General features: G+C 67.7%; 22 protein-coding genes and 2 pseudogenes. 5 read left to right on the forward strand and 19 right to left on the reverse strand.

Going from position 1 to position 24600, the window contains the following annotated elements:
* Positions 1–81: 81 nt before the first annotated feature.
* The 7 genes from ACFYWY_RS00375 to ACFYWY_RS00405 all read right to left on the reverse strand — a co-directional run bounded on the left by ACFYWY_RS00375 (position 82) and on the right by ACFYWY_RS00405 (position 4829).
* The gene (locus ACFYWY_RS00375; RefSeq protein WP_389177287.1) at positions 82–1227 is read right to left on the reverse strand and encodes a tyrosine-type recombinase/integrase; all 1146 of its coding nucleotides are present in this window, start codon (positions 1225–1227) and stop codon (positions 82–84) included.
* Entirely contained in the window at positions 1227–1487 is a 261-nt protein-coding gene (locus ACFYWY_RS00380) for a helix-turn-helix domain-containing protein (RefSeq protein WP_389177290.1), read from the reverse strand. Before ACFYWY_RS00380 ends, ACFYWY_RS00375 begins: the two co-directional genes overlap by 1 nt.
* A 105-nt stretch (positions 1488–1592) precedes the next feature.
* Positions 1593–2843, reverse strand: coding sequence for a DUF3631 domain-containing protein (locus ACFYWY_RS00385; RefSeq protein ID WP_389177293.1), 1251 nt, complete (start codon positions 2841–2843; stop codon positions 1593–1595).
* On the reverse strand, positions 2840–3184 hold the full coding sequence (locus ACFYWY_RS00390; RefSeq protein ID WP_389177296.1) for a hypothetical protein: 345 nt from the start codon (positions 3182–3184) through the stop codon (positions 2840–2842). The genes ACFYWY_RS00385 and ACFYWY_RS00390 overlap by 4 nt, the downstream gene beginning before the upstream one ends.
* Positions 3181–4080 (reverse strand): bifunctional DNA primase/polymerase, encoded by a 900-nt coding sequence (locus ACFYWY_RS00395; RefSeq protein ID WP_389177299.1) that lies wholly within the window; start codon positions 4078–4080, stop codon positions 3181–3183. The genes ACFYWY_RS00390 and ACFYWY_RS00395 overlap by 4 nt, the downstream gene beginning before the upstream one ends.
* Before the next feature lie 84 nt (positions 4081–4164).
* Positions 4165–4347, reverse strand: coding sequence for a hypothetical protein (locus tag ACFYWY_RS00400; RefSeq protein ID WP_389177302.1), 183 nt, complete (start codon positions 4345–4347; stop codon positions 4165–4167).
* An 11-nt stretch (positions 4348–4358) separates the two neighbouring features.
* Complete coding sequence (locus ACFYWY_RS00405; RefSeq protein ID WP_389177305.1) at positions 4359–4829, reverse strand: hypothetical protein; 471 nt, start codon at positions 4827–4829, stop codon at positions 4359–4361.
* Positions 4830–5758: 929 nt separating this feature from the next.
* Here ACFYWY_RS00405 and ACFYWY_RS00410 point away from each other — a divergent pair.
* Both ACFYWY_RS00410 and ACFYWY_RS00415 read left to right on the forward strand, forming a co-directional pair.
* Positions 5759–7327, forward strand: a complete 1569-nt coding sequence (locus ACFYWY_RS00410) for an ISL3 family transposase (protein WP_389178371.1) — start codon at positions 5759–5761, stop codon at positions 7325–7327.
* Positions 7328–7376: 49 nt separating this feature from the next.
* Positions 7377–7754, forward strand: a pseudogene (locus tag ACFYWY_RS00415) (ATP/GTP-binding protein); the annotation flags it as partial.
* A gap of 589 nt (positions 7755–8343) precedes the next feature.
* Here the strand turns inward: ACFYWY_RS00415 and ACFYWY_RS00420 are convergent.
* Positions 8344–9294 carry a winged helix-turn-helix domain-containing protein gene (locus ACFYWY_RS00420; RefSeq protein ID WP_389177307.1) on the reverse strand — a complete coding sequence of 317 codons (951 nt, stop codon included), beginning with the start codon at positions 9292–9294 and terminating at the stop codon, positions 8344–8346.
* 228 nt (positions 9295–9522) lie between these two features.
* Here ACFYWY_RS00420 and ACFYWY_RS00425 point away from each other — a divergent pair, with 228 nt between their 5' ends.
* A complete protein-coding gene (locus ACFYWY_RS00425; protein ID WP_389177310.1) occupies positions 9523–9972 on the forward strand; it encodes a hypothetical protein in 450 nt (149 codons plus the stop codon).
* 447 nt (positions 9973–10419) lie between these two features.
* On the opposite strand, the pseudogene ACFYWY_RS00430 reads toward ACFYWY_RS00425, so the two are convergent.
* From ACFYWY_RS00430 to ACFYWY_RS00460, 7 genes and pseudogenes are all read right to left on the reverse strand, one after another.
* Positions 10420–11127: pseudogene (locus tag ACFYWY_RS00430) on the reverse strand (ISL3 family transposase); the annotation flags it as partial.
* A 164-nt stretch (positions 11128–11291) separates the two neighbouring features.
* Entirely contained in the window at positions 11292–13394 is a 2103-nt protein-coding gene (locus ACFYWY_RS00435) for a hypothetical protein (protein WP_389177312.1), read from the reverse strand.
* A 2-nt stretch (positions 13395–13396) separates the two neighbouring features.
* Positions 13397–14962 (reverse strand): hypothetical protein, encoded by a 1566-nt coding sequence (locus tag ACFYWY_RS00440; RefSeq protein ID WP_389177315.1) that lies wholly within the window; start codon positions 14960–14962, stop codon positions 13397–13399.
* Positions 14959–15420, reverse strand: a complete 462-nt coding sequence (locus tag ACFYWY_RS00445; RefSeq protein WP_389177318.1) for an RRQRL motif-containing zinc-binding protein — start codon at positions 15418–15420, stop codon at positions 14959–14961. Before ACFYWY_RS00445 ends, ACFYWY_RS00440 begins: the two co-directional genes overlap by 4 nt.
* Positions 15420–16382, reverse strand: coding sequence for a DUF2637 domain-containing protein (locus tag ACFYWY_RS00450; RefSeq protein ID WP_389177321.1), 963 nt, complete (start codon positions 16380–16382; stop codon positions 15420–15422). Before ACFYWY_RS00450 ends, ACFYWY_RS00445 begins: the two co-directional genes overlap by 1 nt.
* Positions 16379–16666, reverse strand: a complete 288-nt coding sequence (locus ACFYWY_RS00455) for a DUF6303 family protein (RefSeq protein WP_389177323.1) — start codon at positions 16664–16666, stop codon at positions 16379–16381. The genes ACFYWY_RS00450 and ACFYWY_RS00455 overlap by 4 nt, the downstream gene beginning before the upstream one ends.
* Positions 16666–16926 (reverse strand): DUF6284 family protein, encoded by a 261-nt coding sequence (locus ACFYWY_RS00460; RefSeq protein ID WP_389177326.1) that lies wholly within the window; start codon positions 16924–16926, stop codon positions 16666–16668. The genes ACFYWY_RS00455 and ACFYWY_RS00460 overlap by 1 nt, the downstream gene beginning before the upstream one ends.
* Before the next feature lie 1412 nt (positions 16927–18338).
* Between ACFYWY_RS00460 and ACFYWY_RS00465 the strand changes: the two genes are divergently transcribed.
* Positions 18339–18887: a hypothetical protein gene (locus tag ACFYWY_RS00465; protein ID WP_389177329.1), complete on the forward strand. Its 549-nt coding sequence runs from the start codon at positions 18339–18341 to the stop codon at positions 18885–18887.
* Here ACFYWY_RS00465 and ACFYWY_RS00470 read toward each other — a convergent pair.
* On the reverse strand, positions 18844–19635 hold the full coding sequence (locus ACFYWY_RS00470) for an IS5 family transposase (protein ID WP_389177332.1): 792 nt from the start codon (positions 19633–19635) through the stop codon (positions 18844–18846). The genes ACFYWY_RS00465 and ACFYWY_RS00470 overlap by 44 nt on opposite strands.
* An 88-nt stretch (positions 19636–19723) precedes the next feature.
* Here ACFYWY_RS00470 and ACFYWY_RS00475 point away from each other — a divergent pair, with 88 nt between their 5' ends.
* The gene (locus ACFYWY_RS00475) at positions 19724–20758 is read left to right on the forward strand and encodes an XRE family transcriptional regulator (RefSeq protein ID WP_389177335.1); all 1035 of its coding nucleotides are present in this window, start codon (positions 19724–19726) and stop codon (positions 20756–20758) included.
* Here the strand turns inward: ACFYWY_RS00475 and ACFYWY_RS00480 are convergent.
* From ACFYWY_RS00480 to ACFYWY_RS00490, 3 genes are all read right to left on the reverse strand, one after another.
* Entirely contained in the window at positions 20742–21533 is a 792-nt protein-coding gene (locus tag ACFYWY_RS00480; RefSeq protein WP_389178374.1) for a GntR family transcriptional regulator, read from the reverse strand. The two genes, ACFYWY_RS00475 and ACFYWY_RS00480, sit on opposite strands and share 17 nt — an antisense overlap.
* A gap of 107 nt (positions 21534–21640) precedes the next feature.
* Positions 21641–22633 carry an LPO_1073/Vpar_1526 family protein gene (locus ACFYWY_RS00485; protein WP_389177338.1) on the reverse strand — a complete coding sequence of 331 codons (993 nt, stop codon included), beginning with the start codon at positions 22631–22633 and terminating at the stop codon, positions 21641–21643.
* Positions 22634–23435: 802 nt separating this feature from the next.
* Positions 23436–23558, reverse strand: coding sequence for a hypothetical protein (locus ACFYWY_RS00490; RefSeq protein ID WP_389177341.1), 123 nt, complete (start codon positions 23556–23558; stop codon positions 23436–23438).
* Between the last annotated feature and the right edge of the window lie 1042 nt (positions 23559–24600).

Genomic DNA, 24600 nt, shown 5'->3' on the forward strand with positions numbered 1-24600 from the left:
CTTCGAGTTGGGGTGGGCTATTTGGGTTACTGACGCAATGGCAGGGGCCAGCCTGATATGCAGGCTGGCCCCTGCCTGGTGTCAGGTCACCTGTCGAGGCCGACGCAAGAGGCGATCCATATGTCCCATCGCTTCACGACGATTGGCGTCGGACACATGCGTGTAGATGTTCATGGTGACGGCGATCTGTGAGTGCCCAAGGATCTCCATCACTACCCGCGCCGGCACCCCGGCGGCGAACAGCAGCGTGGCGCATCCGTGCCGGGCGTCGTGCAGCCGGATGCGGGGGAGCCCCGTGTCATCTGCGATGCGCTCGAAGGACCGGCTGAGGTTCCTCGGCTCCACTGGGCGTCCCGTGCGAGTCGTGAACACGTAGTCACTGTCGTGCCAGCTCTGCCCGGCCGCGAGGCGTTGCGCGGACTGCCGCAGACGTTGCCAGCGCAGCGGGCCCACACACATCAGCGGGATCGGGATGACGCGGGTCCGGCGGTTCTTCGTCGTGTCCGCGTACAGCTCCTTCTGCACGCGCTGGAGCTGGTTCCGCACGGTGAGCGTGCGGCGGTCCAGGTCGATGTCCGACCAGCGCAAGCCAAGGATCTCCCCTCGGCGCAGCCCAAGAGCCACGGCGAGAACGAACGCCGTGTACAGCGGATCCTTCCTCGCGGCCTCCAGGAAGGTCGTCGTCTGCTCCAGGTCCCACGGCTTGAGCTCCCGCGGCTGCACCCGCGGCGCGGGGACCAGCTTGACCACGTTCCTACTGATCAATTCCTCTCGGCAGGCGGCCGTCAACGCGCTGCGCAGGACCCGGTGTGACTCCTTGGCCGTCGCCGCCGACGCCTGCGCAGCTATGGCCGTGAGCATGCGGCGCACGTCCGCTGCCCCCAGGGTCTCCAGACGCTTGGAGCCGATGTGCGGGATGAGGTAACGCCGGACGTGCGTCTCATACTTGGCGTACGTCGTCTTCTTACGGTCGTTCCTGACGAACTCCTCCAGCCAGTACGGCAGCCACTCGGAGAGCTTGGCGGAGCGCGTAGGTGTAGGCACACCTTGGCGGTCCCGCAGCACCAGCTCTTGTCGCTTGGCGTCACACTCCTCCCAGGTAGCCCCATAGACCGTCTTACGCTTGCGGGTCCCGTCAGGCTGAGGGACGTACACCCGTGCCTCGTATCGCCCGTCCTTGCGCTGCCAGATGCTGCCAGCGCCGTTCGGATTTTTCTTGCGTGCCATCAGGCAGCTTCCTTCAACTGGTCATCGATAAAGGTGCGGAGCGAGTCGGCGGGCACCCGGCGGCACCGGCCGATCTTGATGCTCTTGAGTTGGCGCGAGCGGATGAGGTCGTAGACCTTGAAGCGGCTGAGGCCCAGAGCCTCCATGACCTCCGGGACTTTGAGCGCTTTATGGGTGGTGGGCAGGCCGGAACTCACTGCGACCTCCAAGGCGGTAGCGCGGTCGTCTGTGCCTTCTGGGGGATCCGCAACATCCGCCACGCCGCAACATTGCTGGTCAGCGGCCTAGATTTGTGGCGGATAGCTGCTCTGTTGCGGATAGGTGCCGCCACACGCGGTGTGCGGCGGCACCTGTCGCCGGGTGATTCAGCCCGCGACGGAGAAGAGCGGTGTGGCGGCTTCCTGCGGCGTGTGGCGGATGTCTGTGGCGCTATCCGCCACAGATTCACCCCTGCTGACCTGCGGTGTGGCGGACGTTGCGGATGTTGCGGACCTGGGAGGGGGCGGGGGGCAGTAGCGGGTCCAGGCGTCCGTGAGGTCTTCCGCGTAGTAGCCCTTCGGGGTGCCCGAGGAAGTGCGGATCCCTCGCGGCTTGATGGGCTTGTTGCCGGGGGTGACGTACTGTCCGAGCAGTTTGGACAGGGTGCGCGAGTTGAGTGGCTTGTCGTCCAGGTCACCCCACGGTGCGTCGTCCATCGCCAGGAGGCATTCGAGGATGACGGCGGTGGGCATGCGGTCCGCTCCGCAGAACACCACGTCGCGCAGGTCGGTCAGCAGCCGGACCCCGAGGGATGCTTCGTCGTTGTCCTGCGCGGCGGCGACCAGTTCCAGGCAGGCGGCGCGGGCACGGGCGGGCCAGTCGCCCCCAGCCGCGTCCGCGACGGACAGCAGCGGCTCCCACACATCGGCGGGCCGGTCGGTCACTCCGTCGGGCATGGCCGGCCACGCTCCGGCGACCTTGTCGCGGACGCTGTCGGCCCAGGCGGCGAGCTTGTCGCGCAAAGCGTTGCCCTGCAGCTCGTGGAGGCGCTGGCGGTACGGCTCGACCTTCTCGTTGGGCGCCCGCTTACGCATGCGGATGATGACCGAGCGGGACAGGATCGTGTCCGGCAGCGAGCCGAGACCGGCCATGGCGACCGCGCAATAGGTGGGGAACTCCTGCACCGTCTGGTTCGCTCCGTCGCCGACGCAGCGCCACATGCCAACGCCCTTGCGGTGCCCGGCGTTCAGGAAGCCCCGCAGCGGCTCGTTCTCTCCGGCTTTGGGGCCGAACACGGTGTCGATCTCGTCGTAGAGGATCGTGGGCCGCTTCTCCACGGTGGACACCGAGCGGAACATGGCCGATACGGATGCCTGCGCGGCGACCATGCGGTTAGGCACGAGCGTTTCGACGATCTCCAGTGCGCGGGACTTCCCGCTGCCCGGTTCGGGGGACAGGAAGGCGATGCGCGGGGTGGAGTCGAAGGAGTCGAGCAGGTGGGCGTGTGCGTCCCACAGGACGACCGCCACGTAGGCGGCCTCGCGCGGGAAGATGTTGAAGCGCCGGTGGAAGGCTTCGATCTCATCGAGCAGGGCCGCTCCGTCGATGGACGGCGCGGGCGGGGTGGTGCTGGTCATGCGGCGGTCCTCCCTTCCTGGGAAGTGTGGAGTGGGCAGAGATCGCGGTAGGCGATGAGGTCGTGCACCTTGCGGTGGCCGATCGCGCTGCGGTCGCGGCCGCACGCGCACTTCGAGGTGGCGGTGGGGATCGCGCCTCGTCCGGGTGCGGTGATGTGCAGCCACGCGACCGGGTACGGGCTGTCTCCGACGTGCTGGTCAGCGCGAACAGCAGAAAGGACGCCTTCGGCGACGCCCTTCGGCGCCCCACCCTCGGATGGAGTGGCGTGCGGTTCGGCGGCCGCCGGGACGGTGGGGTGACTGGTGAGGCTTTTCAGGGGGGCGTTGGTCGGGGTGGTCATGCCGTCTCCCGCGGTCGGGCGGTGCGGATGGACCAGTTCAGGGCGCTGCGGATGGTCACGCGGCACTCGTGCGGCTTGAGGCCGGCCGTCTCGCCAGCCCCCTGAAAAGCCTCCTCAACTTCGTGCCGGGGAAGGTCGCCCCATGCGACGAAGCGGCCCACGGCGCGTGCGCTGGTCAGGAGTTGGGTGTTGCGCCCGCCTTCCTGGGCGGCGGCCACGGCAGCGGTCTCGCGCTCGAATACGGCGTCCGCGAGCCGGTTGCCGCAGCGCGGCACCGTGAGCCGTACCGGCTGCGCGGCCGGTGCAGGGGTGAGGGCATCGAGCAGCCATGCGGGCAGCGGTGCCACGGGCGCGTCGGTGGTGACTTCGTAGGTGCCGTCCGGGGTGTTGCTGCCGGGGGCGACGACGTATCCGCCCCACGCGCGGGTGTCGATGTTCGGCCCCAACGCGTTCTGCGTGTTGTGCAGCCGGATGCCGACCGGGGCGAGGAAGTACAGGTGCTGCCCGCCGCCCGCGGTCCGGATCGTGCGGGTGGTGGGGACGGGCTGCCCGGCGCGCTCGCAGAGCGCTGCAAAGGTCGTCATGCCGCTAGGCGTGTCCGCACTGCTCTTGTCTTTGGGCATGTCGAGGTCGATGACGACCAGCCCGGCCGGGCCGGTGGCGATGCCGACATTGAACGCGCCGGTGGCCCAGCAGTGTTCGATCCGAGCGGGGTCGGTGGTGGCGCGCTGCTCCCACTTCACATGCCCGGCCGCGCAATCGCCGCGGCCGGTGCACGCGTTTTCGCCGTGCAGGGCGGGGCGCTTGCCGTTCACTCGCAGCGGGTGGACGGGCCACCCTCGTCGGGCGGCATCCAGCGCTGCCGGCAGCAGCGCGGGGCGGGGGGTATGGGTCATGCTGGATGTCTCCAGTTCTGTAGAGAGTGCTGGCAGGCGAGGGCGGCCCCGGTCATTGGCGTGAGGGGGCCGCCTTCGGCATTGCTAGCGCTTGGCACCGTGCCGGGCGTGATCGGCCGCCACGGCGGTGAGTTGGGCGACTTCGTCCGGCGCGACGGCGCGGAAGCGGATCCGTACGGTGCAGCCGGGGGCCGGGCCGCGGAGGGTTTGCATCTCTGCCAGCCGGGCGGCCGCATCGCTGATCTGGTGGGGCAGTCGGTCGTTCACGTGCCTTCTCCTCAGCGGTGGTTGATGGTGCCGTTGGCGCGGCCGAAGAGGCCGGTGGCGGTGATGTTCTGCGTGATCTGTGTGGGTGCCGTCCGGCCGCCTCGGCTGCGGCCGATGCCGAGCAGCAAGGGGAGGGCGATGGCTCCGGCGGCGATGAGGGCGACGGCGGCCCACAGGGCTTGGCTCATGGCGATCAGTCCCGGTGCTGCGTAGGAGAGGCCGATACCGGCGGCCGCGATGCCGCCGCCGATCGTCGGCGTCAGGAGCGCGGTCGTCTTGGCCCACGTCGGAATCGGGGCCATGACGGGCACCGGCTGCGACGCGGCCGGGGCGGGCGGCTGGGTGTAGCGGAGGGTGCGGATGCCGCCGGGCAGGGTGACGAGTTGGACGCCGGGCGGGATCTCGTGCGGCAGCATCGCGCCGTGTATCCCGGTGGGCAGGGTGCTCAGGCTGGTGATCTCGTACGCGGTCTGATCGTGCACAACGGGGTCCCTTCAACGACGGCGGGCAGCACCCGTGATGCGGGGTGCTGCCCGGTGCCCGGCTTGTCGTGTCGCTTGTCGTCTGACTTGTCGTGCGCCTTGTCGCTTGTCTTGTCTTGTCGCTTGTCGCCTTCCAGGTCACAAGCCGTTTCCGGCCCCCCGAGGGCCTCCTGTGGCCTTTCTCGGGCGGGTGTCGGCGACGCATGCCAGTGCCAGCTCGATACGTCGCTACGTGATCACCAGACGAGAGACGTCGGTACCCTCACCGACGCTCGTCTCTCCCCCGCCGTGGCCCGCAGGGCGGCCCGGCATGCGAGGTATGCCAGGACACGCGCACGATGGAGGTATGAGCAAGATTCGAGGCAACCCTGGAACTCGTGAAGGAGATCGGATTCGACGCAGGGGCTGGCTGCTCAGCGCCGTGGGACTGATCGTCTCGCTTGGCATAGCCATTGCCGTGCTCGTTCTCTACGGGAACGAGACGGACACACCGGAAGGGTCCCGGGCGGCGCCCACCCCAGGCTGCGCAGCAACCCCGCTCATGACCCTGCCTGACGGCAGGGTCGTGCCTGCACCACCGCAGGCGATCACGGTGCAGTCGGCGGCGGGATTCTCATGGACCGACCCGAGTGCCATGGTCGCGCTTATCGCGGCGGTGATCGGGGCGGGAGTCGGGGTCAGTGGTCAAGTTCTCCTGTGGCAGGAGCGTCACCGGGACCGCACGAGCGCTGGTGCTGGCCAAGCAAGTGAGTAGGTGGGCTACTCAGACACGTTGCTGCGTACCACGCTGCGCAGGGTCAGGGCTCTGGCAAGATTTTCGTAGGCGTAGATCATCTGGGGGTGAGGGTCGGCCGGTCCGCATCGCGGGCAGGATCTGACTGTGCCCTGTTGAACTGTCTTGTCTGTTACCGCACTTGACGAAGGTGCTGGTGATTTCGGTCGATGTCTCCGGGCCGGTAGTGGTGGTCCGTGCCCGAACGAGAGGTCGTGCTCCCGCAGCCTGTACGGGGTGCGGGATGGCGAGTGCGTGGGTTCACAGCCGCTACGAGCGGCATCTCGCGGATGCTGCTGTGGGTGGCCGTCCGGTCCGGATTGATCTGAGCGTGCGCCGTCTGTACTGCGAGAACCCGGCCTGTCCGAAGCGGACGTTCGCCGAGCAGGTGGAGGGTCTGACCGTGCGCTATCAGCGGCGCACGCCGCTGCTGCAGGTCGTCGAGGCGGTCGGTGTCCTGCTGGCGGGCCGCGGCGGTGCACGGATGCTGCGCGTCATCGACGTCGCGCTCTCGCGGTGCACGGTGCTCTCCCAGCTGATGCGGGTGCCGCTGCCACCGCTGATCACACCCCGGGTGCTGGGGGTGGACGACTTCGCGCTCTACGGCGACACTTACGGCACGCTTCTGGTCGACGCCACCACCCGCCTCCCGCTCACCCTGTGGGAGGGACGGGACGCCGAACAACTGGCCCGGTGGCTGCGCCATCATCCCGGCGTCGCGGTCGCCTGCCGCGACGGCTCCCTCGTCTACCGGCAGGGCATCACCTCCGGCGCCCCCGACGCCCTGCAGGTCAGCGACCGCTTCCACCTCTGGCAGGGACTCTCCCGGCAAGTCCAGAAGATCGCTGCCGCCCACCACAGCTGCCTGCCCGCAGCCCTCCCAGAACCCGAACCACCACCCGCCAAGGTGCCAACAGCACCGGACCCGGCAGAGACTCGCGCGGGCCGGCACGCCCGGCGGCTGTTCGAGGCCGTGCACACCCTCACCGACACAGGCCGCTCCTACAGCAGCATGTCCCGCGAACTCGGCCTGGACCGCCGCACCGTACGCAAATACGCCCGCGCCCGCACCTGGCAGGACGTCATGCGACGCACTCCCCGCAAGCCCTCCGGCCTGGACCCCTACCTCGACTACCTGCAACAACGCTGGGACGAGGGCCAGCACAGCGCCAAGATCCTCCACCAGGAACTTCAGACCAAGGGCTACCTCGGGCACTACCAACGGGTCAAGATGGCCGTCGCACCCCTGCGCCGCGGCCTGCCCCTGGACACGCCGCGCGAACGGCCGCCCTCCCCGCGCGAGGCCACCCGCTGGATCATCACCACCCCCGACCGGCACACCCCACACACCACCCAGCGGCTGCACCGGCTCCTCGACCACTGCCCCCAACTCAAGCAAACCCACCACTTGGTCCGTCAGTTCGCCGCCATGCTCGATACCCGCGACGCCGCCCCACTGCCCCAGTGGCTCGACCAGCTCACCACCAGCGAGCTGCCGCCCCTCGTCGGCATGGCGAAAGCCCTGCGCGAGGACCAGCACGCAGTCGAACTCGGGATCACCACCCACTACAACTCCGGCGTCAACGAAGGCCGCATCACCGACGTCAAACTCCAGAAACGCCTCATGGCCGGACGCGCCGGTATCCCGCTCCTCCGCCACCGCGTCGTACTGATCGCCCACCTACGCCGCCGCGATGCCGACCGGCCGACCCTGACCCCGAGATGATCTCCGGCTACGAAAATCTTGCCAGAGCCACGTAGCTGTGTACGCCGACACCTTCGTCTACGCCGGCATCGACGTCACCACCACACCCCTGTTCACCGGCGTGAGAGGCGCCCAACTCGCCGCGAGAGCCACCCTCATCCACGCCGGGCCCCTGCCCGCCCGCCACGGCCAGAACTATCCCTTCCGCGACCTGGTCACCGGCCTGGAAAACGCCCTCGACCTCCAGGCCCACCGGCCCGGCACCCTCCCCCGCCTCACCCCCTACCTCCACCAGCGCACCGCAGGCCGCATCGGCGCCCTCACCAGACTCATCCGCCAAGCCGCGATCACCGCCATCCACGAGGGCACCGAGAAAATCACCAAAAACACGCTCGCGGCCATCACCCTCGGCCACCACACCGAACAACAACGACGCCCCACCCGCTAACCCACCCCCACCTCCTTTCCACAACTACCTGAACAGGCAAAACGCCTCTCAGCAGCAAAAAACGCCCGGGCCATTAGACCCAGACGCTCCGTACAACACCCCCCACACCACCCACAAAAACTGACACAACCCCAGACCAGACCCCCCAACCCCACCCCCACACCCCTTCTCACCCAACCCCCAACACCCCAGCCCACACCCCACCCCCCACACCAACTAACCACCCACTCAATGTCACTTCAACAACTTCCCCAACTCGCCCAGGCCCTGGAGAAGGAAGACTTCGAGACGATCGCCCACAAGGGCGAGCGCCTGGCCCACTGGTCGACTGCCTGTGGCGCGATGCGCGGGCCGCCGACCGCGCGCCGGCCCCGGACGACGGCGCGGTGTTCGGCGCGGTCGATCCCGACGCACTCGACTCGTCGCTGGGCCGGGCCCTGCACCCGGACCGCAGCCCCCGCGACTGAGCCGAGACAACACAGGACCCCGGTGATTACCTCATCGCCGGGGTCCGCTGCTGTGATCCAGTCTCCGAGCTGGCACGTAGCCCCTTAGCGTTGCTTTTCCGCGAGAACTACCGGGACCCTGCCTAGCCGCGGGCTTCTTCCAGCAGACCTGCCGCATGTGCGGTCCGCTGGTACAGCACATAGCGCCCGTCTCTGACCTTGGTGACGAGGCGTGCGCGGTGCAGTGCGCTGAGGTGGTAGGAGACGGTGCTCGGGGTGTATCCGATCCGGGCGGCGAGTTCCGCGGTGGACCGGGCGGTTTCGAGGTCCGCCAGCAAGGCCGCTCGGGCGTTGCCGACCACTGGCGCGATCCTTCCGGACCTGCGATCCCGGCCGGCTCCGATCCGCTGGGCGGGGTAGTAGAGGACGGCCTGCCCGGGGGTGTCGACCTGGATGATGACGTAGTCGTCGGGCCAGTTGAGCACGCCGGGGGCGAGGACCAAGTCCCGGCCGGTGACATCGATTTCGCCGTCCCACGGCTTGGCGAGGGTGACCGCGTCGCCTGCCCAAGCCATGTCGGGGTGAAGTGCTCCGAGCGCCCGGCCGACGCCATGGGTGGCGATGGCCGTGGCGCGGTGGGCGATGTCCTGGTCGATGACCGAGAGCAGTTCGGGCCAGCCCTCGGAGAGGGCATCCCGCCAGAACCGGGCGAGACCGTTGGCGAGATGTCGCTGCATCCGCCCCGACTCCGCGATCCGGCGGGTCGCGGCTGGCAGCGGCCTGTTCCAGTGGGTCCGGGTGTAGGTGAAGACCTGGGTCTCGAGGTCGTCCTGCGCTGCGGCCTCGATCTGCGCGATCTGCTCATCGATCAGGTCACGACGCTGCGCGTCCGTCCCTGGCTGAGGGGTGAGCAGATCAGGTCTGTAGGTGTCGCCGTTTTGCGGCAACAGGTCCGCGAGCAGCGCAACGTCCGGATGGGCAAGTGACGCGCGGGCGAGCGGTCCGGGATCGCCGAACACCGGGTGCCGCCCCGACGCGGCGGTGAGTTTCAGCCACGCTATCGACTCCGACGCAGGGGAAGGGGCCAACCGCATCCTGGACACTGTGTCGGCATCTACCCGCAGAGTGAGCACCGCCCCGACGGTAGCAGTCGTCGCGCTGGATTTGAACTGGCTCGAATGCTTTCCGACGCGAGGTCCACGCGTGATTGAGTCCTGTTACCGGACAACGGCAGCAACGTTCACTGCCCGATCTGAGGCGGTCGCCTCCGCACGACGGTGAGGGCAGTCTGGTCTTCGTCACACCCCGACCGAGAGGGACCCATGAAACTGAAACGCCTTGTCGCCACAGCAGGAGCAGCCCTGCTGACCGCGTTGGTATTGCCGGCGGACGCCCACGCCGCTGCTGTTGCCTGCGGAGGCGGCGTCTCGACGCAGAACATCGGCGCCCGGGGCTGTATCTCCGCCGAACGATGGAACGACGGGCGGATCTACTGGCGCGACATCACCGCCCACGCCCAGATCACCAACTCCCGCTCCCACGCCTCATGGGTCGAGTACGAGGCGTACTCCCAGGCGGGCAGCGGCGACTGGGTGAAAATGGGCAGCGGCCGGACCATCGTGCAGCGGCGTTCCACGGTCGGCCCGATCGCCATCGCCACCAAGACCCGCGTCTGTGACACGGTCAAAGTCACGATCCGCGTCCACGTGAGGCCGGCGGGGGGAGCCTGGTCGAACTGGTCCAGCGCGGCCACCTCGCAGTGCCAGACCTGACACTGCCAGACCTCGCACACCGCAGCGCCCCCGCCTCCCGGAATTGGAGGACGGGGGCGTCCGTATCGCTAGGACTCGGCAACTCCGTAGCCGGCCAACTCCATGAAGCACGCGATACCCACCACCGTCACCAAGCCCTTCGTCCCAGCGTTGTTGCAGGTAGCTGAGGTAGGGATCCAGAGTGGAGGGCTTGCGGGGCAAGCGGCGCACCACGTTCTGCCAGGTGTGGGCCCGGGCGTACTTGCTGACGGTGCGGCGGTTCAGGCCGAGCTCCCGGGCCGCGGAGCTGTGGCTGCGACCCGGTTGGGTCAGGGCCTGCACGGCCTCGAAGAGCCTTCGGGCGTGTCGCTCGGCTCGCGTGTCCGCGGCGGTGTTCTCGATGGGCTCCCGGGCCGGTGCGGGACCGGTCTCGCCGTTCGGTGGGAGCGCTGCGGGCAGGCATGCTCGGTGGGCGGAGGCGATGTCCTGAACTCTGCGGGAGAGGCCCTGCCAAAGGTGAAAGCGGTCGCTGACCTGCACGGCGTCCGGGGCGCCGGCGGTGATGCCCTGTCGGTAGGCCAGGGCCCCGTCGCGGCAGGCGACCTCGACGCCAGGGTGCTCATTGAGCCACCGGCCGAGTCGTTCCGCGTCGCGTCCTTCCCAGAGGGTGAGCGGGAGCCGGGTGGTGGCGTCGACCAGGAGAGTTCCGTAGGTGTCGCCGTAGAGCGCGAAGTCGTCCACCCCCAGCACCCGGGGTGTGACCAGGTCCGGAAGCGGCACGCGCATCAGCTGGGCCAAAACGCTGCACCGCGAGAGCCTGATGTTCAAGATCCGCAGCATCCGGGAACCGCCCCAGCCGGCCAGCACCACGCCGATATCCTGCACCAGGCTCTGCAGACGGGGTGTGCGCCGCTGGTAGCGCGCAGCCAGCCCCGGCACTTGCTCGGCGAACGTCACCTTCGGGCACATCGGGTTTTCGCAGTACAAGCGGCGTACGGACAACTCGATACGCAGGGGCCGGCCTGCGAGCGTGACATCGGCAAGTCGGCGCACATAACGGCTGTGACACCACCCGCTGAGATGGCCGCATCCCGTACATTCCGCCGGATCGTCGGATCTCGTGCGGGCGCAGACTGCCACACCGGCATCGGAGACATCGGCCGATTCCACCAGCACACCGGACAACTGCGGTAACAGACTTGCCAGTTCAACAGGGCACAGTCAAAGACTGCCCCGATACGGACCGGCCTGACCGTGTCTCCGAGATGATCTCTGCCTACGAAAATCTTGCCAGAGCCAGGGTCAGATGTACGCCGACAGCGAGGTGACAAGCGACAGAGTCAGCTCTCGGGTGGGGTGTCGGGTGCGTGTTGGCGGTGGACGTAGCGGGCTTTGGTGCCGGTGCCGATCCGTACGGCGGTGCCGTCGTCGGTCCAGGTCTTGAGCCAGCCGACGACGGTCTGCCGGGTGGTGCCGTGCGCGTCCGCGAGCGCGCGGGCGATCGCGGACGCGCCGGTGCCCTCGGGCCCGGCCGCGAGCAGCAGCGCGAACGCGGCCTCCTTGGCGGCGTTGTCCTCGTTCCTGAGCGCAGGCAGGTTCAGCCCGGCCGCCGTGGGTGGCTGCTCGGCATCGTCCCCGTCTGGGTCGGGTGCGGTGGCGAACTGTGCATCGATCTGCTCGCGGAACTTGCGTGCCAGCGCGTCCACATCGGACTCAGGGGCGGACGGTGCCTCCTGGCGGAGTGCGGACAGGTTCAGCCCAACCGCATTGCCCGCCTGCCGTGCAGACTTGTCCGCAGGGGTGTGGAGGGAGTCCCGCATCCATGCGGTGCGTTCCGGGTTCCACCGGTTCGCGTAGGCATCCCCCGCGGCTTGCCGGGAGACCTCATCGAGCCGGGGGTGCATGTCGGATGTGGCGGCGACGATGTCTCGGATCTGGTTGGGCAGGATGCGCCAGTTCTTGAACAGTGCCGCAGGGGATTCGGGGGTGCCCATGAATCCGGCGCCCTTGTAGGGGGCTTGGTCGACCTTGAGGCCGCGGGTGCCGGGGAACACCTTGCCGAGGTCCATGCCTTCGACTTCTCCGCCAGTGAGGCAGACGCGGGCTTTGGCCTCGCGGCGGATCATCAGGTTGCCCAGCACGGATCCGGTGGCTCCGAGCGCGGTGAGGACGGTGCGGATGCCCATGGCGCGCAGCATGCGGATCACTTCGAGGATCTTCTTTGCGAGTTCCTTCGTGTTCCGGTCGGTGCTGGTCAGGATCTCGGCGCCCTCGTCGATAACGAGCATGATCTGCGGGATCTTGTTGCTGATGGGGAGCTGGTCGGTGTTTCGCTGGGCCATGAGGTCCTGGTAGGCGACCTTGCGGTGATGGCCGACCGCGAGCGCAGTCTCCAGCATCAGCATCGCTTCCTTGTGTGTGGAGGCGAGCCAGTCCACACCCGGCGTGAGGCCGTCCACGAACCCGCCATCGGCGTCGAGCGCGGGTCGTACCCAGGGCAGGCCGGCCGATCCGGCGTTCAGGTCGATCACCCACGTGAGGACGTCGGTGGTGCGGGCGAATCCGGCGAGGATGACGTGGACCATGTTCGTCTTGCCCGAACCCGTGGGGCCGACGACCAGCGCGCACTGCTCGCGCAGGTAGACGCAGATCTCTTCCGCGTTGGTGCGGTAGCCCCACGGGATGCCCGTGTAGATGGACAGCGGGCCGTAGTCGGACGGGTAGGTCCGCTCCTCCATCAGCACGTTGACCGTGGTCACGTCGATGAGGACGCGCCCCTGGTCGATGCCCTGCGAGGCGACCGCGGTGCAGCCGTGCGGCAGCCGCGCATCGGCGGAGAGCTGCGCGGACTGGCTTGCGATCTTGTCGTAGGTGGTTCCGCCGGGCGGGAGTTCGGCGTCGATGGTAAAGCCGGTGCCGGTGGGCCACATCTCCACGGCGAGGATCCGCAGGGTGATGCCGCACACGCGCTGCACTCGGTCGACCCATTCCGCGGCGATCGCCCGCCGCTCGGCGGACAGTTCGCGGGCCACTTGCCATTCGTTGGCGGCGATGGCCTCCAGCTCGCGCGCCTCTTCGTAGAGGAGGGTGGAGCGGGCGGTCGCGCCCATGCCGACGCCGATGGTGGCGAGGGAGCCGAGGGCGGTCCAGGTGAGGGGGCCGGTGGTCATGGCCCACGTGGTCCACCCGGCGCCGATGAGCCAGGAGGCGGCGCGCATGGCGATAGTGCGGGCGGACAGCCGGTCGCGCAGGCTGCTGGTGGTGTGGCCGATGGCTCCGGCGGCGCCGACGGCGAGTGCCCAGCCGGGGGGCATGCCGGTGGCGGCTCCGGTGGTGGCGACGGCGAGGCATCCGGTGGTGGCAGAAAGAGCGCCGGTCACGGGTCCGTGACCGGCAGCCCAGTCCCACACCGGCCCTGTTGTGGCCTGTGTGTTGGTGGTCATGATCAGACGTTCCATCCCTTCTCGGCCTCGGGACCGTTGCGTGGGTCCTCGTGACGGGCGATGTCCTGCTCGTGCGCGGTGCGGAACAGCTGGCCCATGTCCTCCGCCACGGCGACGGCGGACATGACCGCGCCGAAGATGTCGTTGAAGCCGTCCGCGACTTCCTTCTCCAGCGGGAACTCCGAGTCGGAGCGCTCCGCGAGGACCCGCATCGTGTTCGCCACGCTGGTCAGCGCGGCCGGGAGCCCTTCGACCATGGCGAGGATCTCCATCGCACTGTCCGGCTCGTACTGCTGTGCAGCGGATTCCATCTCTGCCGCGTGCTCTTCGAAGTTGAACCCAGACATCTGAACTCCTTCACTCGTCGAATCGGGTGCTGCCGGAGTCGGCCCGGCCGGGCGCTCCGCCGTATCGCCGATCGCGGCCTGGTCGTGCTGTTCGGCCGCCGCGTCGGCGGCGGCTTCCTCGTCCTGCAGGGCGGCACGGATCTCCTCATCCCGCGCCTGCCGCTCCTCGTTCGCGGTGCGCATCAGGCGGGCATAGAGGCGGCGGCCGGGCTGCTGCAGGAAGCCGATGCGGAGCTTCCTGCCGAGCGGCGTGGTGACCATCCCGACGATGCCGAGGGCCCCGGCCAGTAGCGCGGCGAGCAGGCGACGGCCCTGCATGCGGGCCGCGGACCGCCACAACGCCTTCCGTGCCTTCTTGCGGGGCGGTGCCTTGCGTACCGCTGCGCGCTGCTCCTTGACCTGCCCGGCCGCGCGCTGGTCGCGTGCCGCCCGTGCCTTGTCGACCGCTCGGCTACGGGCCTTGCCTGCTGTGCCGAGCCCTTTCGCGACCGCCCGCCCCACCGGCCCCTTACCGGCCAGCGACCCGGAACGCGCCTGCGACTTGGCGGCTTTGCGGGCATCGGCGACCGCCCGGCGGGAACCGGTCGTCTGCGCACGCTGCGCAGCCCGCGACGGCGATGCCTGTCGCTGGGCTTCCCGCAGTGCCTTGACCTGCCCCGCCCGGCCTGCAGTTTTCCCCGTCCTGTGACCGGCGCTCTTGGGCAGCAGCCCCGCGGTGCGACCAGCAGCCGAGGGCGTGCCCTTTGCCGCTGAACCAGCCCCGCCGCGGCGGGCCTTGGCCTGACCGCCCGGGCCACCGCCCGGCTTCCCGCCCGAGCGGGAGCCGGTGCTCGCCTTGCCGAGCGAGGCGGGCCGGTGCTGGGTCGGCACCCGGCCGGCCAGGGCACTGCGCGCGCTCTTCATGCCGTTGGTTGCCTTGGCGGACGCCCGGCCGCTCCTGTTCCGCCGCTGGTCGCGGCGGTTGCGGGCGGCGGCCGCCGTGCCGAGGACGACCGCCCCGGTGGCGGCGAGCGCCAGAGCAGCGGGGCCGCCGACCAGCGCGGCAGCACCGAGCAGGGAAGCGGTGGTGTTCGTGCCGGTCACCGCGAGCGGGACGACCGGCCACCCGCCGGGCGTGTGGTCCACCTCGGCAGCCGCGGGCTTGCTCTCGGGCGGCTGGGGCGGTGCGGTGTCCGGTGCGGCCTCTGCGGCCGCTACCGAAGTGATGGTGGTGTCCGTCATGCTGAGTGCACTCCTTTGCGGGAGTAGGGGCCCGGCCGGATCTGTGGTGGAGAAGAGCCGGGCCCTGCGGGCTTTCGGGCAGCGCGCTGTTCCTCGGGATAGGCGCAGGTCACGCACATGCCGAGCGATGTCGGGATGACGTATCCGGCGTCCATGCGGCACTGGGGGCAGGTGCGGCGGGCGAGCATCGCCAGCGCGAGCGCGCCCCACTTCCGCGATGTCATCGGCCGCACCGGCACCGCCAGTTCGAGCCGGTACAGGTAGGCGATCTGCACCCCGCCGCGGCGCCGGTTGGCGCGCATGAGCTGCGCGGCGATCGGCTGTCCACCCGGCCGCAGCCCGCGGGCCCGTAACTGCCGGCGGGTTGCATGGCCATCCGGGGCGAGCCGCCACGGGAACGTCGCTATCCCGTAGCGGGCGCCGGACGGGTCGTAGCACTTGCCGAACGCGGGCGACATCAGACGCCCGCCTCAACCGGCACCGACGCGTCGCGCAGTTCCTGATAGCGGGAGGAGACCCAGCCGACCGACCAGCCGCACAAGTCGGCGGCAGCCCGCACCGGCAGTCCCTCGCCGAACGCGGCATGCACGACGGCGCGCGCCCGGTCCTCGGGCAGCTTCTCGTTCACCGGCCCGGAGGCGAGCAGCGTGGCCCGTTCACGGCGGGCGGCTTCCTCGCGCTGCCGCTGCTCCGCCTCGCGATGCTGTGCGGCCTCGCGTTCAAGGCGTTCACGGTCCCGTTCAAGCTGTTCACGCTCGCGTTCACGGCGTTCACGGGCTTCCCACTCGGCACGCTCGCGGGCCTCGGCCCGTTCGGCGTCCTCACGCCGGGCTCGCTCCTCGCGGTCGGTCTGTTCACGGGCCAGCGCTGCTTCGTGCTCGCGCTGTTCACGCGCCAGCATCGCGGCGTGCTCACGTTCCTCGCGGGCATGCCGCTCGGCTGCCTCACGTCGCTCGACAGCCGCCCGCTCCCGCGCCTCCCGCTCCGTACGCTGCTGAGCCTCCAGCGCCGTCACGGCGGCGGTGATAGCACGCCGGTACGCGAGCCCGCTCTCCGCTGTGACGATCAGCAGCAGCGGCGCGACCGCGTGCACAGCCACGCCGACCAGGTCCCTTCGCAGCGCGGAGTCGGCCACGTTGAGCGCGAGGGTCATGCAGCCGGTCATCCACCGCAGCACGATGGGCCACCGGCCACCGTGCCCGCCCAGGCGGGCCAGTACCGCATCGAGGCGGACCACGATGACGACCGCGGCATCGACCACGAGCGGCAGAATCGGCGCGGTCCAGTCCCACTCATCGGGGGTGTGCCGGGCGGCGAGCGGGGTGACCGTGAGGATCGAGTAGAGCATTGCCCCGGCCACGATCATCCACGTCCCGATCGACAGCGCGCGCTCGGCTGAACGGATCTGAACACTGTTCATTCCGACGCCTCCCGGACCTCTGCCGTGGCGAACAGACGGACCGGAGCGTCCGGATAGTCGGGCAGCGGGCAGGTCTCGGCCCACCGCCATTCGGCGCCGTCCGTGAACACGTAGCCGAGCGCGTCCAGCGCCCGTGAACGCGCCTGAACGGTCGGCACCTCAGGGCCGGGATTCAGGTCGAACTCGGGCCACTGCGACACCGGAACCCCGAGCAGCACCACATACAACTGCCACCGGCCCGTGACCGCGCAGAGCGACACCTGCGCTTTGAACGTCGCCGTCATCACGCCACCTCCGGCGAACCCGTGGCCGTGTTGGTGAGCGAGCGCCTGGCGGTGAGCACCCGCCGACGGGCCCGCCGGATCCGGCGCACGTCCAGCGGCGACGGCGTCCGGTCCAAGGTGGTGATCTGTGCGTCCAGCAGCTCAAGCTCCGCCGCGATGAGCGGCATCTCGCGCTCGATCGCATCCAGCTCCGCGGCCGTCGGCTCGCGGTCAAAGCTCGTGGCGGTAACAACCGCCTGAAGTGCAACGATGTGCTTCATGGGTCGTGTCTCCCTAGCAGTAGGTACGGCCCGAAAGCGCCCCCGGAGTAGCCGCTCCGGGGGCGCACGCCGTTATCGGGAATCAGCGACTTCGGATCAGCTCAGCGACTGCCGGCCGCGTGCGGGTGCGGCCGCGGGGGCCGCACCGGAAGCGGCGGGCGCTCGTCCCGCTCGTGCTCGCCGCTCACCGGAGGCCCTGCACATGGGCGTTGTCCGCGCTGCGCTTGTTCGCCTCGGCAGCCTTGCGGGCCAGCTCGGCTCGCTCCGCCTCTGTCAGACTGGTGATCACAGGGACCTCCACACAGGTGCCTGTAAGGCGCCGCCCGGAGCTCCAACTCCGGGCGGCGCATCCATATAGAGCCAGCGGATTCCAGCTCCCCGCTCCTCGCCCGTACGGCGAAAAACACCGGACGGGCAAGGGAGGCAACCGGCCGCAGCACTCGCTGCGCAGGTGGCCTGACTCCGCTGATCACCGGCTGTCCCGGTGCACATCGGCGGCGGATCAGGGAGACGCGTAGGGCCTCACCGCACGTGCCGGTCCAGCACGCGCAGCGCCCACGTACATAAGTCGCTCATCAGGACTCCTCATCTCGCTGGTCGTAATGGGATGTCGCACTGCAAGGGGGACATGTGTCCCCACCCTCCGGCCGTTGCTCGCGGTCACCGGGCCACCTCGCCAGTCGGGCCATAAGCCCTGTCCCCTGGCCTTTAGCGGGATTGCAGCGTCCCCGCCCTCTGCTGGCGAGCAGCCCAAAGAGGGCCCCTCAGAGCACCGTCCGAACCGGAGAAGCCCGCTCATCTGGTGCGCACCAATAGACTGCAACTGGTGCGCACCAGAGTCAAGCGGCATCGCTGATTCGGGTGGCGGTTGCCCGCCTCGGTGCATCTCTAGAAGACCGACTTAGGGGGCACTGCCGGTAGCCAACAGCCCTTAACAGCAGCCCTGTTAACCCCTGTTGACCTGCGACGATGTGAGGCATGCTGGAACGGTCCGTGAACCAATCAACCGCCGGGCGGTGACCTGTGAGCACAGGACTTCGAACTGCGCGAACAGCGCGGGGCTGGTCTCAGGAACGACTGATTCGGGAGATCGAGCAGTACGCCCGAAGGCACGTCACCGACGTCGCATCCACGGCGAGCTTGCGCGTCTACGTGTCCGAATGGGAGAACGGCAAGCGAGCCATCTCGGACCGCTATGCAACGGTCCTCAGGCGGCTCCTCGGCGCCACCGACGCGGAGTTGAGGAGCAGCCCGCCACAGGCCACATCAGCGACGGCGGACGGATACGACGAACTGCTGAGAAGCTGTTGTCTTTCCGGGCTTGAGGACTGCGTTTCCGCTGGTCGGGCATGGGGCGGGCGTTCCCGTGGGAGTGGTGGCGTGTCGTGTCGTCGCTCCGGTGGAGGTCGTGGATGCCGTCGGTCGTGGGGCTGCTGGAACAGCGCGAGGTCGCCGCCCGCCGTCGCGTGGATGGGCTGAGGAAAGAGGCCGACCGCATCCAGGCCGAGTTGGCCGTGGCCGAGCGGGAATGGCGGGAGTGGGCCATCGCCCGCTCCCGGGTCGGCGAGGTGCTGGCCCCCGTAGACGAGCCCGGGCAAGGCCACGCCCAGGCCGATGGGACAGCGCCGGCCATGGGACAGGCCGAGGAGACATCGTCAGCGCCGACCGCGGCGAAGTCGAAGTCGCAGGTGCCGGTGTGGCGTGAGGGGCTGGCCTGGTCGGTGCTGTCGGTGGATTACCAGCGCATTGTGCAGGCGCTCGCGGACCGTCTCCGGCTCCATCAAGGGCCGCTGACCTGCCAGGAGATGGCCGTCTTGTTTGGCCTGGACGTGGTGCCGGCTCGGGTGGAGGCACTGCGGTCGAAGGCGAAACGCCTGGTAGCGCGGGGCTGGCTGGCCGAGCCCGCGCCGGGCCGGTTCACGCTCGCTGCGGGCGTGACCGGGCCAGGCGGCGGGTCATGAGCAGGATCATCGACCAGTAGATCATCGCTTCGGCGCTGGTGGTGCGGCGTTCGTAGTCGCGTGCCAGGCGGCGGGTGCGCATCAGGTGGGCGAAGAGGCGCTCGACGATCCACCGCTTGGGCAGGACCACGAAGCCGCGCATGTCGTGGCTGCGTTTGACGATCGCCAGGACCAGGGCGAGCACGGTGAGGCAGTAGTCGACGAGGCTGCCGGTGTAGCCGCCGTCGGCCCAGACCAGCTCCAACTGGTCGTGTGCGTCGGCGACTTGCCGCAGAAGCACGTGGGCGGCGGTGCGGTCGCCGACATCCGCGGCGGTGACCATCACGCCCAGCAGCAGACCGAGGGTGTCGACCACGACGTGCCGCTTGCGCCCGTTGATCAGCTTGCCACCGTCGAAGCCGCGGCTGTCAGAGCCGACGACGGCGTCCGCCTTGACCGACTGCGAGTCGATCACCCCGGCCGACGGCTCCGCATCCCGCCCCAGCCTCTCGCGGATCCTCGCGCGCAGCCGGTCGTGGAACTCCCTGACCAGCACCTGATCGCGCCAGCGACGGAAGAACGCATAAACCCGGTCCCACGGCGGGAAGTCCCCGGGCATGGCCCGCCACTTGATGCCGTTGTCCACCAGGTAGTGGATCGCGTCCAGCATCGCCCGGTGGCAGTACGCCTCCGGCTGCCCGCCCCGGCCGCGCAACCAGCCCGGCACCGGCAGCAGCGGCCGGATCGCCGCCCACTCCGCGTCCGTCATGTCCGAGGGATACCGCCGAACACGTTCCGGGTGATCGGCCGCATTCCCGAACCGGTGAGCGACACAATCACACGACGGTGCAACCGAGTTGAACTCCACCGGCGCGAGCACGTACAACTGCGGCAACAGGGTCTCCTGGATCTCGGTTGGCTTCGCAACCCCGAGCTACCAAGAGGCCCTGCCTTCATGCCCGCAGCCGGCGGCAACCACCCGATCGGGACTCCCGTTCGACGCGCACCCCTCAAGATCGGAACGACAACAGCTACTGAGCCGGATCGATGCGGCCGGCAGCGTCAGCGAGTCCATGGTGAAGACGTTCAACGACCAGACCGAGTTGTTGCGCACCATGGACCGGCAGATGGGTTCAGCCGGTCTCGTTGACCAAATGGCGGGGCACCTCGCGGCGCTGGAAGAATCTCTGAACTTCGCTGTGCTTCCCACTGCGCGGCGCCCTGTCGCGCTCGCCCTGGCTGGCGCTTCGACCCTCGCGGCATGGCAGGCCATCGACTCCGGCGCGGTCGAACGCGCCTGGCGGCATTACGAACTCGCCAAGCGGGCAGCGCGCGATGCGGAAGCGCCGATGTACCTAACCCACGCGATGGCAGAGCAGGCGTACGTGCTGTGCGCGGCCGGTCGACCGGCCCTCGGTGTCGAGCTCGTCCGCGATGCGCACCGCCTCCTGGCCCAGGCCGGATCGCCTCGGCTGCGAGCGTGGCTTTACGCAGCCGAAGCGGAGCTCTGCGCCCACGCCGGCATGGCTGACGACTGCCGACGAGCCCTGGATGCAGCCGAGGCGATCATCCCGGCAGGTCCGGAGGACCGCGACCCGGAAATGCTGAGCATCTTTCTCAATGGCTCCCACCTTGCCCGATGGCGGGGCAATGTCCTCGCCTTGCTCGGTGACGACGAAGCCGTGACCAGCCTGTACGGCGCTTTGGAAGTGATGGATGCAACCTTCATCCGGGCACAAGCCGGTCTACACAGCGACCTCGTCCAAGCGCACCTCGCTCGCGCCGAATACGACGAAGCCAACTCGCGCTTGCGGCAAGCCCGACTGCTCGCGAACCGCACCGGTTCCGTGCGGCAGCGCCGCCGCATCGACCTTCTCAGCGCTCGCCTGTAGCCCCGTGCTTGCCCCGACTCGCCAGGATGTGGAGCAGGGCAACGAGGGTGCCGGAGCCCATGAGCTCGCCGCGGGTCATCAGGGCCGGGATGTCGGCGAGCGGTACAAACTCGATATGCCCTGCCTCTTCGAGGTCTGTGGGCGGACCAACTTGCTCGGCTCCGTGACCTACGAAGATCTCATGGGGTGAGTCGACCATGCCGACCATGGGCTGATAGGTGACGACGTGCTCCAGTGACTTCGGCCGCCAACCGGTCTCCTCCACAACCTCCCTGAGTGCCGTGGCGCTCGCCTCTTCGCCCTCGTCGACGATGCCGCCAGGAAGCTCCCAGCCCCATTGCTTCGGGACGAAGCGGTACCGCCACATCATCAGCACGCGGTCCTGGTCGTCCAGTACAGCCGTGATCGCAACGTGGTGAAGCTTTACCACGTGATGCTCAAAGCGCTTCACGCCAGGGGGTTCTACGTCCCAGAGCTCCAGCTTGACCCAGCGGTTGTCATAGACGCTCCGCTCGCCGTGGATGCGCCAAGCCTCCAGCCCTTCGGGTGCTTTGACGCTCACGCTGCCGCCGGGGACTCGGTAAGAGCTGCGGTCACGGACCTCCAGCGCTCCCTCTCCGACCAGCCGCGCCAGAACCTGCCGCAGCGCGGTCCGCCCGATGCCGAGTTCTTCTACAAGAGCACGCTCCGACGGCAGCTTGTCGCCGGGGGCGTACTCGCCCGAGGCGAGTCGCGCACGAAGTGTCTCGTAGACCTTCGCTGTCTTCGGTCCCATGCGCGGAGCACTCTCCGTTCTGAGGTGGTGCGTACCAGCGTAGCTGGCCATGGTCATGCTGCCTCCGGTTGGGTATCGGTCGTGATCGTGCTCGCTGTTGGCGGGGGTCAAGATACCCAGGTTTCCAATCCTTGGAAGAAAAGCTGCCGCCCTAGAACGGCCTCTGCATTGGCGTGAGCAACTGCCAGGCCGGTTACTGTGAGTGTGAAACCCCTGAGCCCATTTGCCCGGTCCCAGAGGGATGAAAATTCCTTGAATCCGGGAACCTTATCGGCCATCTCTGCGAAGGCTTCTTCCTCACTCATCGCATTCTCCAGCAACAGTGATGCCAGCTGTCCCGTATCGCTTTCGCGCTCAGTTCCTTTAAGTCGGACGGAAAGGTCATCTGCATTCGAGGAGTTCAACTGAATCAACCCGGGGGTCCGAGGTGAAGGGCCTGCAATGCCTGCTTTGATGTGCCAGTCAAGGTTAGGGATCCTCTCCTCTTTCACGCCTTTGCAGAAGAGCCCGGGGTATCGCTTCATGAACTGAGAAACGGGTGTCGCTTCAAGGACCACATCAGCTTTCACTACGCCAACATCCAACAGGTATCCGATATCGGACGTTGAGGCTCCTAGATTTTGCATGAACGGCGAAATGGTGGCCTTCAGGGCAAGATATAGTTCATCCGGGACTGTAGGCCCTGCAATTACCACCGTCGTCGCGAAGAAGTGGGCAGTGCACAGTTTAAGATGCGCTGCAGACATCCTATCTACTGACGCGATGGCTGCCGAAATGGCGAGTTGTCGAACTCCCCTTTCTGTGCTCTCGGTCCTTCTGGCCAGAAGGTTTACTAGCACTTCACCAAGTCTCGGATCCCCGGACTTGGCATACGCGGATTGCGCATCGAGCAACGACGACTGAACTGCCGGATCTTGAGCATTTTGCAGAGTTTCTGGTGCATCGTCCCTAAGCTTCCGTAGATAATTCACGGTGAGCTCTTCTACGCGATCCCGAGCTTCTGCGAACGCTTTCGCTGAGTATCTCTCAAGCGCGCCATCCACATAGTGTGAGACAACTGAAATGACATCCTCGTACCCAAGCCCGAAATTCGCAACCACCGCCTGAACATTCTGTGAATTGTCCCCAGATCTCTGTTTCTGCCACCAGTTCAATCGTTCCCCCCGAAGCTATTACTGTCGCCGATATTCAAATCTCTAGCGGATTGAATGTTTATTGAGTTGTTTCCGCTTCGCTGAGATTGTGTCATCGAAGGTTGTGGTGAATTACTCTGGACCGCGCGGGAGTCCCTCCTGGCGCTATAGACTGTCCATCCGCCAATGCCAACGCCCGCTACATTTAGGAAGAAGCCGAAGATTCCCGCCCATTGGTTGGCCTCGTTGAGTCCTACGCTTACGAAGCAGATTCCTATCGAAACGCATAGGATTGCCGCGGCGGTGAGCGTAATCCAGAGGAGTCGTCGCTGCGTGGTTGCCATGAGTCCCATTTTGGACCAGTCATGCGCAGTTCGGGGGCGGTTCCAGGAACCGCCGACAGCGGAGAGGCTATGGCGAAGCGTGACGGCAGTTGGTGACGGCAACATCGACGCACACAAGCGGTCGCCGAACCGCTCCCACGTCCATCGGTGCACCTTCATCGGGCTTGGTACGCAGGGAGGCGAGCTTCTCGGTCGAACTTACAAAGCAGATGTCGGCGGTTCGAAACCGTCCGCGCCCACAGCAGTAGCTAGCAGGTGAGAGCCTGCATTCGGCCCCCCGGCCATGATCGGCCGGGGGGCCGTTTTCGTGATCGAGGGCGCATAGGGGCCACTTCGCCGGATGATCACGCCGATTCGGTCACTCGATGGAGGGCCGACGCCGGGACCCATAACGGGGGAGCAGGCAGACCGGGGCGATTGAGCGTTCAGGCCTTGGGCGGGAGAACGAATCCCCTCACGGGCCTGGGCTCCGGGTCGCGGGACTCGGACGCCTGCGCGATCTTCCACGCTGCGACCAGCTCCGCGTACCGCGAGTCAATCCACTCCATGAGCCACCTCCTGCGCTCGGACTACGGGCGGCTGGTGGGGAGTGGGCATGAGGCGGATCGTGCACTCCGGTGCGTGCTGGCATTTTGCCGCCACCGACACGAGCGTCTCTTCCGACGGTGCGCTCGACAGCTCCGGGTCCGCCTAGTAGCCCACCGCCGCAGCTGAACCTTTCCGATTTGACGGCAAGCAGGCTCATCGTCGGGCCATCACCAAATGTCCAGCCAAGAAACCAGTCGAGTCTCCAGCCCGCCTTGGCTATCGCTGAAGCGCGGTGTCCAGGGTCACGCGAAGTTTCCGTACGGGAAGGTGCAAAGGCGGCCGGATTGCGGCCGTGTGCGTAGCTGTTGCTGCATGGACCTGTCATGGCATAGGTTCATCTCTGATCTCTGAGCCATGCGGTGCAGGCCTCAGCGACGAAACCTCCACGACGAGCAACGGGAGAGTCATGTCTGGAACTTGGTGACACAAGGCCACCGTAGGGGCGCTAATTGTGGGTGCACTCGCCCTGGGCGCCGGGCCTGCTTCAGCTGCTCCCAATTGGCAGCCTTGGGTGACCCCTTCGCATTACCAGTGCGGCCCCACCACCACGCACTTTGCGTCCGCCAACGTCAAGATGCAGACTTGCCTCATTAAGAATCCGCTCAATGGCACCTTCCAGGCCGTTGCAATCGTGGCAAACAATGCCCCGACCACGGTTTACCTGGAAGCCACGGTTTACCAAGGGAGCGGGGGGAGCGATCTCGTAAACGACCACTGCACCAATACGCCTGTTCCCGCCCATACTCGAGTCGCTTGCTATGGGCGAACCATTTCCAACCCCGTACCCACCGGAGAAAGTCAAATCATCTTCAACAATAGATACAGCGAGTTCACTGAGATGGTTGTTTACGTGTGACCTGCCGAACCACGAGCGCTGCCAGATGCAGGCGACCTGCGTCAAACAATCAGTCGATTGCGGTGTCACACCGGTAGCTGTACAGCAGCGAAGTACAGCAACTCCAGCAACCGCGCCCGTCCGGTAGCGCCCCTCCAGAGCCGCGT

It is taken from the genome of Streptomyces sp. NPDC002870 (assembly GCF_042888505.1).
Lineage (GTDB): Bacteria > Actinomycetota > Actinomycetes > Streptomycetales > Streptomycetaceae > Streptomyces.